This window comes from Streptomyces sp. IMTB 2501 (assembly GCF_001953885.1).
In the GTDB taxonomy this organism is placed as follows: domain Bacteria; phylum Actinomycetota; class Actinomycetes; order Streptomycetales; family Streptomycetaceae; genus Streptomyces.
The window spans coordinates 231,798-249,180 of sequence record NZ_MQUS01000007.1; the positions used below are offsets into that span (position 1 = coordinate 231,798).

General features: G+C 71.6%; 16 protein-coding genes. 10 read left to right on the plus strand and 6 right to left on the minus strand.

Annotated elements, in window-relative coordinates:
• Positions 1-22: 22 nt before the first annotated feature.
• The 6 genes from tal to AV521_RS14960 are packed head-to-tail and all read left to right on the plus strand — an operon-like array spanning position 23 to position 6,833.
• Complete coding sequence (tal, locus tag AV521_RS14935) at positions 23-1,168, plus strand: transaldolase (protein WP_076088418.1); 1,146 nt, start codon at positions 23-25, stop codon at positions 1,166-1,168.
• A complete protein-coding gene (gene zwf, locus AV521_RS14940) occupies positions 1,165-2,778 on the plus strand; it encodes a glucose-6-phosphate dehydrogenase (protein WP_076088420.1) in 1,614 nt (537 codons plus the stop codon). The genes tal and zwf overlap by 4 nt, the downstream gene beginning before the upstream one ends.
• Complete coding sequence (opcA, locus tag AV521_RS14945) at positions 2,775-3,701, plus strand: glucose-6-phosphate dehydrogenase assembly protein OpcA (RefSeq protein ID WP_076088422.1); 927 nt, start codon at positions 2,775-2,777, stop codon at positions 3,699-3,701. The genes zwf and opcA overlap by 4 nt, the downstream gene beginning before the upstream one ends.
• 1 nt (position 3,702) lies before the next feature.
• Positions 3,703-5,361: a glucose-6-phosphate isomerase gene (gene pgi, locus AV521_RS14950; RefSeq protein ID WP_076088424.1), complete on the plus strand. Its 1,659-nt coding sequence runs from the start codon at positions 3,703-3,705 to the stop codon at positions 5,359-5,361.
• 2 nt (positions 5,362-5,363) lie between these two features.
• Positions 5,364-6,242 carry a phosphogluconate dehydrogenase (NAD(+)-dependent, decarboxylating) gene (gnd, locus tag AV521_RS14955; RefSeq protein WP_076088425.1) on the plus strand — a complete coding sequence of 293 codons (879 nt, stop codon included), beginning with the start codon at positions 5,364-5,366 and terminating at the stop codon, positions 6,240-6,242.
• Between the two features lie 6 nt (positions 6,243-6,248).
• On the plus strand, positions 6,249-6,833 hold the full coding sequence (locus AV521_RS14960) for a histidine phosphatase family protein (protein ID WP_076088427.1): 585 nt from the start codon (positions 6,249-6,251) through the stop codon (positions 6,831-6,833).
• 22 nt (positions 6,834-6,855) lie between these two features.
• Here the strand turns inward: AV521_RS14960 and AV521_RS14965 are convergent, their stop codons facing one another.
• The 3 genes from AV521_RS14965 to AV521_RS14975 all read right to left on the minus strand — a co-directional run bounded on the left by AV521_RS14965 (position 6,856) and on the right by AV521_RS14975 (position 11,775).
• Positions 6,856-8,730, minus strand: a complete 1,875-nt coding sequence (locus tag AV521_RS14965) for a glycosyltransferase family 39 protein (protein WP_076088429.1) — start codon at positions 8,728-8,730, stop codon at positions 6,856-6,858.
• A gap of 165 nt (positions 8,731-8,895) precedes the next feature.
• Positions 8,896-10,746 (minus strand): bifunctional sugar phosphate isomerase/epimerase/4-hydroxyphenylpyruvate dioxygenase family protein, encoded by a 1,851-nt coding sequence (locus AV521_RS14970; protein WP_076088431.1) that lies wholly within the window; start codon positions 10,744-10,746, stop codon positions 8,896-8,898.
• Between the two features lie 135 nt (positions 10,747-10,881).
• Complete coding sequence (locus AV521_RS14975) at positions 10,882-11,775, minus strand: shikimate dehydrogenase (protein ID WP_076088433.1); 894 nt, start codon at positions 11,773-11,775, stop codon at positions 10,882-10,884.
• A 164-nt stretch (positions 11,776-11,939) separates the two neighbouring features.
• Here AV521_RS14975 and AV521_RS14980 point away from each other — a divergent pair, with 164 nt between their 5' ends.
• Complete coding sequence (locus AV521_RS14980) at positions 11,940-12,605, plus strand: TetR/AcrR family transcriptional regulator (protein ID WP_076088435.1); 666 nt, start codon at positions 11,940-11,942, stop codon at positions 12,603-12,605.
• 122 nt (positions 12,606-12,727) lie between these two features.
• Positions 12,728-14,086, plus strand: a complete 1,359-nt coding sequence (locus AV521_RS14985; RefSeq protein ID WP_076088437.1) for an MFS transporter — start codon at positions 12,728-12,730, stop codon at positions 14,084-14,086.
• Positions 14,087-14,153: 67 nt separating this feature from the next.
• Here AV521_RS14985 and AV521_RS14990 read toward each other — a convergent pair whose 3' ends face one another.
• Positions 14,154-14,495, minus strand: a complete 342-nt coding sequence (locus AV521_RS14990) for a VOC family protein (protein ID WP_076088439.1) — start codon at positions 14,493-14,495, stop codon at positions 14,154-14,156.
• Between the two features lie 211 nt (positions 14,496-14,706).
• On the opposite strand from AV521_RS14990, the gene AV521_RS14995 reads away from it, so the two are divergent.
• Positions 14,707-15,132, plus strand: a complete 426-nt coding sequence (locus AV521_RS14995) for a hypothetical protein (RefSeq protein ID WP_076088441.1) — start codon at positions 14,707-14,709, stop codon at positions 15,130-15,132.
• A gap of 129 nt (positions 15,133-15,261) precedes the next feature.
• Here the strand turns inward: AV521_RS14995 and AV521_RS15000 are convergent, their stop codons facing one another.
• Positions 15,262-15,858, minus strand: coding sequence for a TetR/AcrR family transcriptional regulator (locus tag AV521_RS15000; RefSeq protein WP_076088443.1), 597 nt, complete (start codon positions 15,856-15,858; stop codon positions 15,262-15,264).
• 119 nt (positions 15,859-15,977) lie between these two features.
• Between AV521_RS15000 and AV521_RS15005 the strand changes: the two genes are divergently transcribed.
• Entirely contained in the window at positions 15,978-16,856 is an 879-nt protein-coding gene (locus tag AV521_RS15005) for an NAD(P)-dependent oxidoreductase (protein ID WP_076088445.1), read from the plus strand.
• A gap of 14 nt (positions 16,857-16,870) precedes the next feature.
• Here the strand turns inward: AV521_RS15005 and AV521_RS15010 are convergent, their stop codons facing one another.
• Complete coding sequence (locus AV521_RS15010) at positions 16,871-17,308, minus strand: PPOX class F420-dependent oxidoreductase (RefSeq protein ID WP_076088447.1); 438 nt, start codon at positions 17,306-17,308, stop codon at positions 16,871-16,873.
• Positions 17,309-17,383 lie beyond the last annotated feature (75 nt).

The following is a 17,383-nucleotide window of genomic DNA, read 5'->3' on the forward strand; positions in this document are numbered from 1 at the left end:
TCACTACCGACGCGAAAGAAAGATGATCACTGTGACCGAAGCAATCGCGACCCCGGGAGCCCTCAAGCGCCTCGCCGACGAGGGCGTGTCGATCTGGCTCGACGACCTGTCGCGGAAGCGGATCACCTCGGGCAGCCTCGCCGACCTGGTGGCGAGCGGCAGCGCCGTCGGTGTCACGACGAACCCGTCGATCTTCCAGGCCGCCATCGGCTCCGGCGAGGGCTACGAGGAGCAGCTCACCGACCTCGCCGTACGGGGGGTCACGGTCGACGAGGCCGTGCGGATGATGACGACCGCCGACGTGCGCGACGCCGCCGACATCCTGCGCCCGGTGTACGACGCCTCCGCCGGGCGTGACGGCCGGGTCTCCATCGAGGTCGACCCGCGCCTCGCCCACGACACCGCGGCCACCGTCGCCGAGGCCAAGCAGCTGGCCTGGCTGGTCGACCGCCCCAACGTGATGATCAAGATCCCGGCCACCGAGGCGGGCCTGCCGGCGATCACCGAGGTCATCGGCCTCGGCATCAGCGTCAATGTGACCCTGATCTTCTCCCTGGAGCGCTACCGCGAGGTCATGGCCGCCTACCTGGCCGGCCTGGAGAAGGCCGGCGAGCGCGGCATCGACCTGTCCACGATCCACTCGGTGGCGTCCTTCTTCGTCTCCCGCGTGGACTCCGAGATCGACAAGCGGCTGACCGGCCTCGGCACCGAGGAGGCCCTCGGTCTCAAGGGCCGCGCGGCCCTCGCCAACGCCCGGCTGGCCTACGAGGCGTACGAGGACGTCTTCGCCTCGGACCGCTGGCTGGCGCTCGGCGGGGACAAGGCGAACAAGCAGCGTCCGCTGTGGGCGTCCACCGGGGTGAAGGATCCCGCGTACAAGGACACCCTGTACGTGGACGAGCTGGTCGCGCCGGGCACCGTCAACACCATGCCGGAGGCCACTTTGAACGCCGTCGCCGACCACGGCGAGATCACCGGCGACACGGTGACCGGCGGCTACGCCCAGGCCCGCGCCGACCTGGCCGCCGTGGAGCGGCTCGGCATCTCCTACGACGAGGTCGTCCAGCAGCTGGAGGACGAGGGCGTCGCGAAGTTCGAGGCGGCCTGGCAGGAGCTGCTGGACGCCGTAGCGAAGTCCCTGAAGAGCAAGGGAGCTGACGCCCGATGACCGACAACGCATCCGCCGCCGCGGCACCCGAGGAGGTGCGCGGCACCCCGGCGCCCGAGGAGGTGCGCGTGCCGGTGGCCCCGGCGGCCGACTGGGTGAACCCGCTGCGGGACACCCGCGACCGCCGGCTGCCCCGGATCGCGGGCCCGTCCGGGCTGGTCATCTTCGGTGTGACCGGTGACCTGTCCCGCAAGAAGCTGATGCCGGCGGTGTACGACCTGGCCAACCGCGGTCTGCTGCCGCCGGGCTTCTCCCTCGTCGGCTTCGCCCGCCGGGAGTGGGAGGACCAGGACTTCGCGCAGGTCGTGCACGACTCCGTGCGCGAGCACGCGCGCACCCCGTTCCGCGAGGAGGTGTGGCAGCAGCTCGCCGAAGGCATGCGGTTCATCCCCGGCGACTTCGACGACGACACCGCGTTCAAGCAGCTGAAGGACGCCGTCGAGGAGCTGGACACCTCCCGCGGCACGGGCGGCAACTTCGCGTTCTACCTCTCGGTGCCGCCGAAGTTCTTCCCGAAGGTCGTGCGGCAGCTGAAGAAGCACGGCCTGGCGAGTCCGCCGCAGGGTGCCTGGCGGCGCGCGGTCATCGAGAAGCCGTTCGGCCACGACCTGGCCAGCGCCATCGAGCTGAACGCGATCGTGCACGACGTGTTCGAGCCGGACCAGGTGTTCCGCATCGACCACTACCTCGGCAAGGAGACGGTCCAGAACATCCTGGCGCTGCGCTTCGCCAACCAGATGTACGAGCCGATCTGGAACCGGTCGTACGTCGACCATGTGCAGATCACGATGGCCGAGGACATCGGCATCGGCGGCCGGGCCGGCTACTACGACGGCATCGGCGCCGCCCGTGACGTCATCCAGAACCACCTGCTGCAGCTGATGGCGCTGACCGCCATGGAGGAGCCCATCGCGTTCGACGCGGAGGCGCTGCTCACCGAGAAGCTGAAGGTGCTGAAGTCGGTGCGGCTGCCGGAGGACCTCGGCAGGCACACCGTGCGCGGCCAGTACACGACCGGTTGGCAGGGCGGCGAGAAGGTCGTCGGCTACCTGGAGGAGGACGGTATCGACTCCAGGTCGAAGACCGACACCTTCGCGGCGATCAAGCTGGGCGTCGACAACCGCCGCTGGGCGGGCGTCCCCTTCTATCTGCGCACCGGCAAGCGGCTGGGCCGCCGGGTCACCGAGATCGCGGTGGTCTTCAAGCGGGCCCCGCACTCCCCGTTCGACTCCACCGCCACCGAGGAACTGGGCCAGAACGCGATCGTCATCCGCGTCCAGCCCGACGAGGGCATGACCGTCCGGTTCGGCTCCAAGGTGCCCGGCACATCGATGGAGATCCGGGACGTGTCGATGGACTTCGCCTACGGCGAGTCGTTCACCGAGTCCAGCCCGGAGGCGTACGAGCGGCTCATCCTGGACGTGCTGCTCGGCGACGCGAATTTGTTCCCCCGTCACCAGGAAGTGGAAGAGTCCTGGAAGATCCTCGACCCGATCGAGGAGTACTGGGCGGCACACGGCAGGCCGGCGCAGTACGCGTCCGGCAGCTGGGGACCGAGGGAAGCGGACGAGATGCTCGCACGAGACGGACGGAGCTGGCGCAGGCCATGAAGATCGACCTGACCGACACCACGGCAAGCAAGATCAACAAGGCGCTGGTGCAGGGCCGCCGCGCCATCGGCACGCCGGCCGTGGGCATGGTCCTGACGATGGTCATCGTCACGGACGAGGAGAACGCCTACGACTCGATCAAGGCCTCCGAGGAGGCCTCGCACGAGCACCCCTCGCGGACCCTGGTCGTCATCCGCCGGCAGGCCCGCACCCTGCGCGACCGCACCCACTCCCGGCTCGACGCCGAGGTGCGGGTGGGCGCGGACGCGGGCACCGGCGAGACCGTCGTGCTGCGCACCTACGGCGAGGTGTCCGACCACGCCGACTCGGTCGTCCTGCCGCTGCTGCTGCCGGACGCGCCCGTCGTCGTGTGGTGGCCGGTGGACGCGCCCGACACGCCGTCGAAGGACCCGCTCGGCGCGCTGGCACAGCGGCGGATCACCGACCTGTACGCGGTCGAGCGGCCGATGGAGGTCCTGGAGACCCGCGCCCGCAACTACGCCCCCGGCGACACCGACCTCGCCTGGACCCGGCTGACCCTGTGGCGGTCGATGCTGGCCGCCGCCCTGGACCAGGCCCGGACCCAGGTGACCTCGGCGGCCGTCGAGGCCGAGGCCGACAACCCCAGTGCCGAGCTGCTCTCGCGCTGGCTGGAGGCCCGCCTGAAGGTCGCGGTGGACCGCGTGGTCACCGCGGGCCCGGTCGTCACGGCCGTACGCCTCGGCACCGCGAACGGTGAGATCGTCATCGACCGCCCCGAGGGCCCCCTCGCGACCCTGACCCTGCCGGGCCAGCCGCCGCGCACCCTGGCCCTGAAGGTCCGCCCCACCTCCGAGCTCATCGCCGAGGAGCTGCGCCGCCTCGACGCCGACGAGATGTACGCCATCGCCCTCAAGGGCGAGGCCGCCAAGGAGAACGCCTGAGATGGCAGAGTCCGAGTTTCCGAAGCTCACCAACCGGCCCGAGTGGACGGCGCTCGCCGACCACCGCGCCGAGGGGCAGCCGCGCCTGCGGGAGCTGTTCGCGGCGGACCCCGGCCGCGCCCAGCGGTATGTCGTACGGGCCGGGGACCTGTACCTCGACTACAGCAAGCATCTGATCACCGACGAGACCCTGGCCCTGCTCCAGGAACTCGCCACCGCCACGGGCGTGTTCGCGCTGCGCGACGCCATGTTCCGCGGCGAGAGGATCAACGTCACCGAGCGGCGGGCCGTACTGCACACCGCGCTGCGTGCCCCGCGGGACGCGGTGATCGAGGTCGACGGCGAGAACGTCGTCCCGAAGGTGCACGCGGTGCTGGACAAGATGGCCGGCTTCGCCGACCGGATCCGCTCCGGCGAATGGCTCGGCCACACCGGCAAGCGGATCAGGAACGTCGTCAACATCGGCATCGGCGGCTCCGACCTCGGCCCGGCGATGGCGTACGAGGTGCTGCGCCCGTACACCGCACGGGAGTTGACGTTCCGGTTCGTGTCGAACGTGGACGGCGCCGACCTGCACGAGGCGACCCGGGACCTGGATCCGGCGGAGACCCTGTTCATCGTCGCGTCCAAGACGTTCACCACGATCGAGACGATCACGAACGCCACCTCGGCGCGCTCCTGGCTGCTGAAGTCCTTCGACGGCGACGAAAAGGCGGTGGCCAAGCACTTCGTGGCACTGTCCACGAACGGCGAGAAGGTCACCGAGTTCGGCATCGACCTGGACAACATGTTCGAGTTCTGGGACTGGGTCGGCGGCCGGTACTCGTACGACTCGGCGATCGGGCTGTCCCTGATGATCGCGATCGGACCCGACCGTTTCCGCGAGATGCTCGACGGCTTCCGGCTGATGGACGACCACTTCCGCACCGCGCCCGCGGAGGCCAACGCGCCGCTGCTGCTCGGCCTGCTGGGTATCTGGTACGGCAACTTCTACGACGCCCAGTCGCACGCCGTGCTGCCGTACAGCCACTATCTGTCCAGGTTCACCGCCTACCTGCAGCAGTTGGACATGGAGTCCAACGGCAAGTCGGTGCAGCGGGACGGCGAGCCGGTGGAGTGGCAGACCGGGCCCGTCGTGTGGGGCACGCCGGGCACCAACGGGCAGCACGCCTACTACCAGTTGATCCACCAGGGCACCAAGCTGATCCCGGCGGACTTCATCGGCTTCGCCCGGCCCGTCGGCGAGCTGAGCGGTGAACTCAAGGCCCAGCACGATCTGTTGATGGCCAACTTCTTCGCCCAGACCCAGGCCCTCGCCTTCGGCAAGTCCGCCGAGGAGGTCCGCGCGGAGGGCGTCCCCGAGGAGCAGGTGGCGCACCGCACCTTCCGCGGCGACCACCCCACCACCACGATCCTCGCCGGCGAGCTGACCCCGTCCGTCCTCGGGCAGCTGATCGCCCTCTACGAGCACAAGGTGTTCGTGCAGGGCGCGGTGTGGAACATCGACTCCTTCGACCAGTGGGGCGTCGAGCTCGGCAAGGTCCTCGCCAAGCGGGTCGAACCGGCCCTCACCGAGGGTTCCGACGTGCCCGGTCTCGACCCGTCCACCACAGCCCTCGTCGCCGCCTACCGCACCCTCAAGAACGCTCAGGAGAACTGATCATGCAACTCGGTCTCATCGGTCTCGGCAAGATGGGCGGCAACATGCGCGAGCGGATCCGCCGCGCCGGCCACACCGTCATCGGCTACGACCGCAATCCCGAGGTCTCCGACGTCAAGAGCCTGGCCGAACTGGTCGAGAAGCTGGACGCGCCGCGCAACGTGTGGGTGATGGTCCCGGCCGGCACCGCCACGCAGACCGTCGTCGACGAGCTGGGTGATCTGCTGGAGCCCGGTGACACGGTGATCGACGGCGGCAACTCCCGCTGGACGGACGACGAGAAGCACGCCGCCGCGCTGGCCATCAAGGGCATCGGCTTCGTCGACGCCGGTGTCTCCGGCGGTGTGTGGGGCCTGCAGAACGGCTACGCGCTCATGGTCGGCGGCGACAAGGAGCACGTGGAGCGGCTGCACCCGATCTTCGAGGCGCTCAAGCCGCAGGGTCCGTACGGCTATGTGCACGCGGGCCGGGTCGGTGCCGGGCACTTCTCCAAGATGGTCCACAACGGCATCGAGTACGCCATGATGCAGGCCTACGCCGAGGGCTGGGAGCTGCTGGAGAAGGTGCACTCGGTGGAGAACGTCCGCGAGGTGTTCCGCTCCTGGCAGGAAGGGACGGTCATCCGTTCCTGGCTCCTCGACCTCGCCGTCAACGCCCTGGACGAGGACGAGCACCTGGAGAAGCTGCGCGGCTACGCGGAGGACTCCGGTGAGGGCCGCTGGACGGTCGAGGCGGCCATCGACAACGCCGTACCGCTCCCTGCGATCACGGCGTCCCTGTTCGCCCGGTTCGCCTCCCGGCAGGACGACTCCCCGCAGATGAAGATGATCGCGGCGCTGCGCAACCAGTTCGGCGGCCACGCGGTCGAGACGAAGGGCTGACCCGCCGTGGGGGACCTCCTGCTGGTCCGCCACGGCGAGACGGAGTGGAGCAGGTCGGGCCGGCACACCAGCTGGACCGACCTGCCCCTGACCCAGCACGGCGAGGAACAGGCCAAGTCCCTCGCCCCGCTGCTCACCGACCGGACCTACGCCCTTGCGCTGGCCAGCCCGCTGGGCCGGGCGATACGCACCGCCGAACTGGCGGGCCTGACCGGGGTCGTGCCCGACCCCGATCTGCACGAGTGGGACTACGGCGGCTACGAGGGCATCACCACCGTCGACATCCACCGGGCCCGCCCCGAATGGGACCTGTGGACCGACGGCGTACCGCCCGGCCCCGAGAGCCACGGCGAGTCACCCGAGCAGATCGGCGCCCGCGCCGACCGGGTGCTGGCCCGCCTGGCCCCGGCCCTGGCCGACGGGGACGTGATCCTCGTGGCCCACGCCCATGTCCTGCGGGTGCTCACCGCCCGCCGGCTGGGCCTTCCGCCCGCCGAGGGCCGGCTGTTCCAGCTGGCCACGGGCACGGTCAGCCGACTGTCCACCGAACACGGGCGACCCGCGATCGCGGAGTGGAACAGACGGCCGTAACGGCCCCGTCAGACGGCCCGGCTCACCCCTGGTGGGCCGGGCCGCAGTGGTACAGCAGCCGGGTCCGGTCGAGGGGATCGTAGGCGGCCGACGGGACGAGCGCGCAGTGGGCGGCGGTCCAGCGGGCCAGGTCCCCGGCCGGGGTGCGTGCCCGGAAGGTACCGTCCGTCAGGACGACGTAGCGCAGCTGTCCGGTGTCCACGAGGTGGCGGAAGGCGGCCGGCGCCGGGTACGGGACCTCGCCGGTGAAGCCGCCCATCGGCAGCACGGGTGCGTCGGCGGAGAGGATGTACGGCGCGGCGCTCAGCCAGCCGGGGACGGCGGCCAGATAGCGGGCGCCGTCGCGGTGCGCGGTCAGGTAGGCGAGCAGCCGCCGGTGCTGGGGCCCGAGCGGGGCCGGTGCGGTGCCGGCGCGGGTGCTGGTGGGGCCGACCCGGCCGAAGGCGCCGGGCTGGTTGTAGCGCAGGGACAGCGCGGAGGCCGTCCACCCGGCCGGGATCAGCAGGACGGCGGCGAGGGCGGTGGCCAGCGCGGCCGGCCGGCGCAGGGCCGCGAGCAGCAGGGCGAACAGCCCCAGGACCACCGCGCAGGGCGCCGACCAGGGCTGGAAGTGCGGGTACCGCAGCGCCAGGGCGGCACACCAGACGACGTCGACGGCGAGGACGACGGCGAGCACACGGGAGCGGCGGGCCCGGACGACCCCCACGGCGGCGAGCGCGGCCACGGCCACCGCGACAACACCCATGTAATAGGTGTGGCCGGTGACGCTGCCGAAACTGAACACGGCGAAGAACGTCACGCACCACACGCCCCAGAGCACATACCCGGCGAACAGCCGGTCGGTACGCGGTACGCGGCTGCGCCGCAGCGCCAGCAGCCCGCCGACGAGACCGAGCGCGGCCAGCGGATACAGCCAGCCGGTCTGGGTGGCCAGCCCCGGGCTGAACATCTTCCCCAGGCCGTCGCCCATGCCGGGTCCGAGATGCTGACCCGCGTGGACCGCCCGGTCCGCCACGATGCTGCCGCTGCCGGCCGCGTCTATGCCGACGGCGCGGAAACGGGTCAGGAAGTTGTAGCCGACGACCAGCGCGAACGGCGAGTCGTTGGTGGTCCCGTCGAGGTAGGGACGGGCGCCGGTCGGGGTGAGGGCGGCCACCAGCATCCACGACAGCGACACCGCCACGGTCACCGCGCCGGCCAGGGCCACATGGCCGAGCCGGCGGCGCCGTGCGACGGGGGCGGCGACGAGGTAGGTCGCGGCCAGCGCGGGCACCACCGCCCACGCCTCCAGCATCTTGCACTGGAAGGCGAGGCCCACCCAGACACCGGCGAGCAACAGGGTGCGCGGGCGGGCCCGCTCGGTGGCCCGCCAGGTGGCCTCGGCGGCCAGCAGCAGAAGCAGCACGAACGGCGCGTCCTCGGTGACCGAGCGGCCGAGGCCCACCGTCACCGGGGTGAGTGTGAAGAAGGCGGCGGCCAGCAGGCCCGCGGGCACCCCGGCCCACCGGCGCACCAGCAGATGGAGCAGCAGGACACAGCCCACCATCTCCAGGGCCTGGGGCAGCACCAGCGCCCACGGGTGGAAGCCGAACACCATCGCCGAGAGGGCCTGCGGCCACAGGAAGCCGGGCAGCTTGTCCAGCGTGATGGAGCCCGCCGGGTCGAAGGCGCCGTAGAAGAAGTCGGAGGGGCTGTCGGTCATGCTGCGTACCGCGCTCGCGTAGAACGCGTGGTAGGTGCTGTGGCCGAGGCCCCACAGGCACAGCACGGCGGCGAGCACGGCGATGGCGGCGAGGACCGGCCGCTCGTAGCGGTCGGCGCGGACGGGTATCGGCCGGGCGGGTGCGGTCGGTGGCGGGGCGTGGCCCAGCGGCTGCTGGGCGACGGGGCTCGGCATGAACGGCCTTCCAGGCGCACGGGTCCGGACCGGGACCCTCGGGTCCGGGGCGACGCGCATGTCCCGGACCGTGCGAGTATCTGCCGCTATGACACGGGTCGGCGCGTGACGGAGCCCGGTCTCACCGAGGTCTCACCGCGCACTCACCACTTCCTTCCGAGCTCCTCACCGCCGCCCGGCCTGCTGAGCCGCGAGCCGCACCGGAGCGTTCGCGGCGCCGTACCCCTGGTAGCCGGGATCGCGCTGGACGAGTTCGAAGAAGACCCGGCCGACGGTCTCGGTGTAGCAGTGCCGGAACGCGCCGTGGGCGTCGCGGTCGTAGAGGATGCCGAGCCCGCGGTACGTGTCCAGCTCGCCGTCGGCGAACTCGTACCGGGCGGCGAGGTCGTCGTAGTAGTTCGCGGGCACCGGCAGCAGGCGTCCGCCCGCGTCCCGGAAGCGACGGGACGCCGCCACCACGTCGTCCGTCGCCAGGGCGATGTGCTGGGCGTGCACCGTGTCGTCACTCGGCGCCGCGCCCACGGACAGCGCGATCCGGACGCTCCCGTCGGCGGCGGCGACCGCGCGGCTGCGCAGCAGGCCGTAGGGGTCGGCGAGGTCGACGCTCTCCTGCGCGGTCAGGCCGAGGACGCTGCGGTGGAAGAGCGTGGCCGCATCGAAGTGGTGCCAGGGCTGGGTGAGGGCGAGGTGATCGATGCGGGTGACCGAGGGCACTGGAGTGACAGGCAGGTCGGTGAAGTCGGTACGCCAGTTGGGGAGTTCGGGGTCGGCGACGGCAGCGGTGGGGGTGCCGCTGGTGGTGGCTGTTGCTGTTGCTGTTGCTGTTGCTGTTGCTGTTGCTGTTGCGCAGAAGAACAGTTCCGTGCCGTCGGGGGCCGCGACGGCGTCGAGCGGGGCGTCCTCGGGGCCGCGCCGGCGGGGCAGCACGGGAGCGAGCAGGGCCTCCGCGCGGCGGGCGGCGGCTGCCGGATCCGGGGATTCGAGACCGATCGCGGCGAGCCGGGTGCCGTCGCGGCGGGCGGTGGCGGCGGTGTTGACCAGGATCCGGGCCTCACCCCGCTGCCACAGATCGACGGGCTTGCCCCGGTGCCGGGCGGCACGGGTGAAACCGAGGGCGGCCAGCAGCGCGGTGACGGGTTCGGCGTCCGGGGTGAGCAGTTCGGCGAAGGCGACCCCGGTGGGCACGACGGCCGGCGGCAGCGCACCGGCGCCGGCGGCCTCCCGCAGGAGCAGCAGCGAGCGGTGGGCGTCGACGGCGGTGGCGCCGGCGTCGGCCTGCCGGAAGACGTCGTTGAACACCTCCAGGGACAGCGGGCCGCGATAGCCGGCGGCGAGGACGTGCCGAAGCAGCCCGGCGAGGTCGAACCCGCCCTGACCGGGGAAGCAGCGGTAGTGGCGGCTCCACTGCAGGACGTCCATGGCGAGCAGCGGGGCGTCCGCGAGCTGCAGGAAGAAGATCTTCTCGCCGGGTATGTCCTCGATTCCGCTGGGGTCGGAGCCGCGGGAGAGGATGTGGAAGCTGTCCAGACAGACGCCGAGCGCAGGATGGCCGACGGCCTCGACGATCCGCCAGGCGTGGTCGTAGGTGCTGACGTGCCGTCCCCAGGCGAGCGCCTCGTAGGCTACCCGGACTCCGAACTCCTGGGCCGCATCGGCAAGTTGGGACAGCTGACGGGCCGCCAGGGAGTCGTCGTCCACGGCGTCCGGCGAGACGCTGGAGCACACCAGGACCATGTCGGCGCCCAGCCGTTGCATCAGCGCGAACTTGTGCCGGGCCCGCCGCAGATTAGCGGCGAACACGTCGCCCTGGACGGCTTCCATGTCACGCAACGGCTGGTACAGGTCGATGCTCAGCCCGAGGTCGGCACAACGGGCTCGGATTTCCTCGGGAGTGAGAGGGCTGGCGAGAAGGTCGTTCTCGAAGATCTCCACCCCGCCGAACCCGGCACGAGCGGCGGCGGCGAGCTTCTCGGTCAGGGAACCACTGAGGGAGACGGTGGCGATGGATGTGTGCATACCTGTGCTCCTGGGAGGTGCTGTGCTTCGAGGGGCGCGGGGCTGCATCGATATGCGGCTCCGCCGCGGTGGGGGTCCCCCGTTCGAGCGAAGTCGAGAGTGGGGGAGCGATCAAACACACCTGACCCGAAGCCGTCATCCGGCATGACTCCGCGGACGCTCCACGCCCGCCAACTCCTCGAAGTCGGCCAGCATCCACACACGGTCCGGCTCCTTGCCGGTGAACAACCGAAACGCATCGGCAGCCTGGAACACAGCCATCCCGCCCCCGGCCAGAGCGGCGCAGCCCCGTGCACGGGCGACTCGCAACAACTCCGTCTCCAGCGGCCGGTACACAACCTCGGCCACCCACAACCCGGCATGCAGCAGTTCCGCAGGCAGGGGCAGTCCCGGATGCGCGGCCATACCGGTCGGCGTGGCATGGACGAGCCCGCCGACCCCGTCGGCCTCGGCAAGCAGCACGGGCAGCTGATCAAGCGTCGCCGCCTCCGCCCGGCCATGGCCGAAGTGCCGTACGAGCGAGCCGGCCAGGCCGGCCGCCCGCGAGGGCACCGCATCGACTACGGACACCCGTCCCGCGCCCAGAGTGAGCACGGCATGTGCGGCCGCCGCCCCCGCGCCCCCCGCACCGAGCTGGACGACCCGCTCCAGTGGGGCGTCCGGCAGACCGCGGGCGAAGGACGCGGCGAAACCGGTCACGTCGGTGTTGTGTCCGACGGCCCGCCCACCCTCGAACACCACGGTGTTGACGGCGCCGAGCGCCTCGGCCTGCGGCGAGAGGACGTCGAGGTGGTCGACGACCAGTTGCTTGCAGGGGTGTGTGATGTTCAGCCCGTCGTAGCCGAGGTCGCGGGCGGCGCGGACCAGTTCGCCGACCGCCTCCGGCGCCCGTCCGAGGACGTCGAGGTCGAGGAGCCGGTACAGACAGCGCAGGCCCTGCCGGTCCGCCTCCCGCTGATGCAGGGCGGGGCTGAGCGAGGGGCCGATACCGGCTCCGATCAGCCCGACGAGATACGCGTCCTTGGCCACGTGACCCTCCCGAGGCGGCACTAATGTACGAACCAGTACGTTAGCTATATCAGCCGCGCGGGCCGCGTGGAAGACCCCGGCCGTTCCGGGCGCCCTGCTTCTACAATCACCGGCACGCGCACGAGCGCGCGCCGACCAGGCGTCCCCCGGCCCGAAGGAAAGCGATGACCAGCGTCGAAGAACCGGTACGACCCGGGGGACGGGTGCGCGACGCCGCCCGCACCAAGGCCGAGATCCTCGACGTGGCCACGCAGGAGTTCGCCCGGGCCGGCTACGACGGCGCCCGGGTGGACGAGATAGCGGCCCGCACCCGCACCACCAAACGGATGATCTACTACTACTTCGGCGGCAAGGAGCAGCTCTTCACGGCCGTGCTGGAGCGGGCGTACGGGGTGATCCGCGAGGCCGAGCAGCAGTTGGACGTCGAGCATCTGGACCCGGTCGCGGCGATCCGGCGGCTGGCCGAGCTGACCTTCGACCACCATGAGCAGCACCCGGACTTCATCCGCCTGGTCAGCATCGAGAACATCCACGACGCGGAGCACATCGCGGCCTCCGAGAAGCTCGGCAGGATCGGCTCGCCGGCCCTGGAGGTGATCCGCCGGATCCTCGCCGCGGGGCAGGAGTCGGGGCTGTTCACGGCCGACGTGGACGCCGTCGACCTGCACGCGATGATCAGCTCGTTCTGCTTCTTCCGGGTCGCCAACCGGCACACCTTCGGCGCCCTGTTCGGGCGGGACCTGGTGGACCCCGCCCGGCGCGAGCGCTACCGGACCATGCTCGGCGACATGGTCATCGCCTATCTGACGGCGGAGCGGGCGGCCGGCTGACGTCGGCTCCTGGACCTGTCGTAAGAACTCTTGACACGGGCGTGACACGGGCGCAACATCCCACCACCCGCAACTAACTATCCAGTGGGTTAATTATCTGGCGAGCCCGAAGGAGGACCGCCGTGTCCGTCCCCGCCCCTGCTTCCGCAGCCGCCGCCCCTCCGGGCCAGCCCTGGAAGGCGGCGACGGCCGCCTGGATCGGCAGCGCGCTGGAGTACTACGACTTCTTCGTCTACGGCAGCGCCGCCGCGCTGATCTTCCCGAAGGTGTTCTTCGACTCCTCCGACCCGGCCACCGCGGCCCTGCTGTCGCTCGCCACCTTCGGCGTCGCCTACGCCGCCCGGCCGCTCGGGGCACTCGTCCTCGGGCACATCGGCGACCGGCTCGGGCGCAAGAAGATCATGGTGTTCACGCTGATCCTGATGGGTCTGTCCACCTTCCTGATCGGCTGTCTGCCCACCCGCGCCCAGGCCGGCTCGCTCGCCCCGGTGCTGCTGGTGCTCTGCCGTGTGCTGCAGGGCATATCGGCGGCGGGCGAGCAGGCGAGCGCGAGTTCGATGAGCCTGGAGCACGCACCGCCGGACCGGCGCGGCTTCTTCACCAGCTTCACGCTCAGCGGCACCCAGGGCGGCCAGCTCATCGCCACCCTCGTCTTCATCCCGGTGGCCGGACTCCCCGAGCACCAGCTGCTGTCCTGGGGCTGGCGGGTCCCGTTCTGGCTGAGTGTCGCGGTCGCCGTCGCCGGCTACGTCATCCGGCGCCGGCTGCGGGAGACCCCGGCCTTCGCCCGGCAGGCGGCGACCGAGGGTGTGGTCCGGCTGCCGCTGGTGGTGCTGGCACGGGAGCACGGGGCGGATGTGCTGCGGGTGGTCGCGGGCGCGCTCATCGCCTCGGTCAGCACGGTCTTCACGGTGTGGGCGCTGTCGTACGCCACCAGCGACGCGGTCGGCATGTCGCGTACGTTCATGCTGTGGGTGAGCGCGCTGGCCAACCTCGCCGCGCTGGCCGCGATCCCGCTGTGGGCCACGCTGTCGGACCGGATCGGGCGCCGGCCGGTGTTCCTGATCGGCGCGGTGGGCAGTGCGGTCGCGATGGCCGGGTATCTGTGGGCGATCTCCACCGGTTCCCGCCCGCTGACCCTGGTCCTCGGGATCGTGGCCTTCGGGCTCGTCTACAGCGCGGCGAACGGGGTGTGGCCCGCCTTCTACGGCGAGATGTTCGCGACCCGGGTCCGGCTGTCGGGCGTGGCCATCGGTACGCAGACCGGATTCGCGGTGGCCGGGTTCGCGGTCACCTTCGCCGCCGGGATCGCCGGTCCGGGCGGAGACGACTGGTCGGCGGTGGCCCTGTTCACGGCCGCGCTGTGCCTCCCGCCGGCCGTGGCCGCGCTCACCGCCCGCGAGACGCACAGGGTCCCGACGGAACTGCTCGGGGAGCGGGCCGGGCGCAAGGCGGCGGGTGCGGAACGGGTCACGGCCTGAGGCGAGCCGCTCCAAGGTCCTGGAACGCTACGACGCCGGTGTCCGCCGAGGCCGGGGCCCAGGTCCGCTACGGGCGCGGGTGACGCGGCTCGTACAGGGCGAGTTCGCCGCCGCCCGGCAGGCGGAGGGCGGTCACCCGGCCCCAGCGCGCCTCCTCCACCGGACGGGTGAACTCCACTCCGCGCTCGGCGAGTTGACTACGGGTCGCGTCGAGGTCGTCGCACATCAGCATCAGCTCGTGCGAGGACTCGCCGTCGGTGGGGTGACAGGCCACCTCGGCGGGCGGCGCCTTGAAGATGAGCCAGCCGCGGCCCGCGTCGACGTAGTTCCAGCAGAGGGTGCCGCGCAGAAAGGCCCGGTCGGCCTCCGGGTCCCTGCTGTAGAGCACCACATGTGCACCGTTGATCACGCGCGGAGGTTAGTGCGGCCGGCGGGGCCGGACAAGCACCGGACCCGCATCAGGGCCGTTCTGTCCTTCCCGGGGACCATCGGCCCCTGGTGTGTCCGACCGGGCGGGCGCAGGCTTGCGGCGGCGGACGAAGGAACTGGTCCTCGCCGGCGGCCCGCCGTCCGCCTCAGCGCACTGAGCACGTCGCACAGCACAGGAACGAGGTGGCACGATGACCGCCGCACACACCGCATCCACGCCCACCGCCGGGCGGCACTGGGCGAGCGGGCTGACAGCCTTCGGCGCGGTCCTGCTGGTCCTCGCCGGGATACTGAACATCTTCCGCGGCATCATGGCGATCGCGCAGGACGACGTGTTCCTCGTGACACGCGGCTATGTCTTCCGGTTCGACCTCACGGGGTGGGGCTGGGTCCATCTGGTCCTGGGCGTCGTCGCGCTGCTCGTGGGCCTCGGCCTCTTCCGGGGTGACCTGTGGGCGCGGGTCTGCGGCGTGGCCATCGCCTCGCTGATCATCGTCGCCAACTTCCTCTCCCTGCCGTACTACCCGGTCTGGTCGATCGTTCTGATCGCGTTCTCCGGATTCATCATCTGGGCCCTGTGCGTGGGGCGGGACGGCGCCTCCAGCCCGTTCGACTGAGGACCAGGGGCGACGCACCGTCGCAGAGCCGACCCGCGGGGGGCCTGACCGATGAGTTGGAGAGCAGGGCGGTCTTCTGGCTGCTCGCCGCGGGACTTCGGACTGCGGGACGAGGGCCGGCTGCCGGGCTCAGGGAGCCGGGGCCACCGCCGCGTCGAGCAGCGGCCCGAGTTCCCGTACCGCCGTGGTCAGGGGTCGTACGTCGTGTTCGGCGCGAGACATCAGGATCGCGCCCTCCAGGGTGCTGATCATCAGCGTGGCCAGGGAGTCGGCCCGGTCCGTGAGGACGCCCAGGTCGGTCAGGGCCTCGGCGAGCGGGGTCCGCCAGGCCGTGAACGCGGCGGCGACGGCCTCCCGGGTCGCGCCGCCCGCGGAGGCGCAGTCGACGGTGGCGGCGGCGACCGGGCAGCCCGTCGCGAAGCCGTCCGCCGTGTACTCGTCGGTCCACTGCGTGACCATCGCCGCGAACAGCCCGCCCGGTGTCGGCTCGTCGAGCCCCTCAAGAAAGCGCGCGATCCGTTTGCCCGCGTACCGTCCGGCCCACCCGACCGCCTCGTTGACCAGCTGTTCCTTCCCGCCCGGGAAGTAGTGCTGGAGCGAGCCGCGTGGTGCGCCGGCGTGCGCGGCGACCTCGCGCATACCGGTCGCGGCGACACCGTCGCGCCGGATGAGCTGGGCCGCGCTGAAGACCATCCGCTCCCGCGGACCCCGTCGAACCTCGCCCATCGCCGGCCTCCGTTCCTCGCCGCGGCCCCTCTCTACGACCGGCACTCTATGACCGGCGTCATAACGGCGGCTACTATGACAGCGGTCATAGTCGGCTGCCGGAGTGAAGGGCGGTCCCCGTGGACGTCGGTTTCATCGGTCTCGGAGTGATGGGCCGGCCCATGGCGCGGCGCCTGCTGTCCGCCGGCACTCCCCTGGTGGTCTGGAACCGGACCCCGGAGCGCGCCGCGCCCCTGCGCTCGGCCGGGGCCACGGTCGCCGCGGACGCCGGCGAGGTGTTCGCGCGGGCGGACGTGGTGCTGCTGATGCTCGCCGACGAGGCCGCGACGGACGCCGTGCTCGGCCGCGGCACCCCCGCCCTCGCCGCACGCGTCGCGGGACGCACCGTCGTCCACATGGGCACCACCTCTCCCGAGTACTCCCACGCCCTGGAGACCGGCATCCGCGCCGCCGGCGGCCGGTACGTCGAGGCACCCGTGTCCGGATCACGTGTCCCGGCCGAGGAGGGACAGCTGGTGGCGATGCTCGCCGGCGAGCAGGACGCCGTGGCCGCCGTACGACCGCTGCTGGCGCCGTTGTGCCGGGAGACCTTCGTGTGCGGGCCGGCGCCCCGCGCGCTGCTGATGAAGCTGTCCGTGAACCTCTTCCTGATCACCCTGGTGACCGGACTGACCGAGGCGTTCCACTTCGCCGAGCGGCAGGGCCTGGACCGGCGGCTGTTCCTGGAGGTCCTGGACGCGGGCCCCATGGCCAGCGGCGTCTCCCGGATGAAGGCGCCGAAGCTGCGCGAGCGGGACTTCGCGGTGCAGGCGGCGGCGCTGGACGTACTGAAGAACAACCGGCTCATCGCCGAGGCGGCACGCAGGGCACGGCTGGCCTCGCCGCTCCTCGATGTGTGCCACGCCCTGTTCGAGGAGACGGTGGCGCAGGGGCACGGCGGCGAGGACATGGTCGCCGTGCTGCGCGCGATCGAGGCGCGGACCGCCGGGGCGTCGTAGCCGGTCGCCGCGGGTCAGCGCTTCGGGGCGCCGTAGACCCGGTCCACGTGCAGGCGCACCACGAGGCGCCGGTCGCGGACCATCGCGGCCCGGTAGTCGTCCCAGTCCGGGTGTTCGCCGAGCACGTCCCGGTAGAGGCGGACCAGTTCCTCGACGGTGTCGTCGTGCGGGTCCGCGGCGACCGGGGACAGTTCGGCCGTGCCCTCGGCGACGGTGTACGCCCAGCGGTCGGCGCTGGTGACGTGGTACGAGGCGCGGGGGTCGCGGCGCAGGTTGCGGGTCTTGGCGCGGTCGTCCGTGACGGAGATCCGGATGATCCGCTCGTCGGGGTCGTAGGCGTGGCTGACGTTGGACAGCTGGGGGCGGCCGTCGCGCTTGAGCGTGACCAGGACGCCGCCGTGGCCCGCCGAGAGCAGTTCGAGCAGTGCGTCCTGCGTGGTGTCGTGAGTCATAACACCGTCAACTCACCGGAGCGGGCACCGCATTCCCCCATGCCAGGCACGGGGTTCCCGCACGCCAGAGCCCAG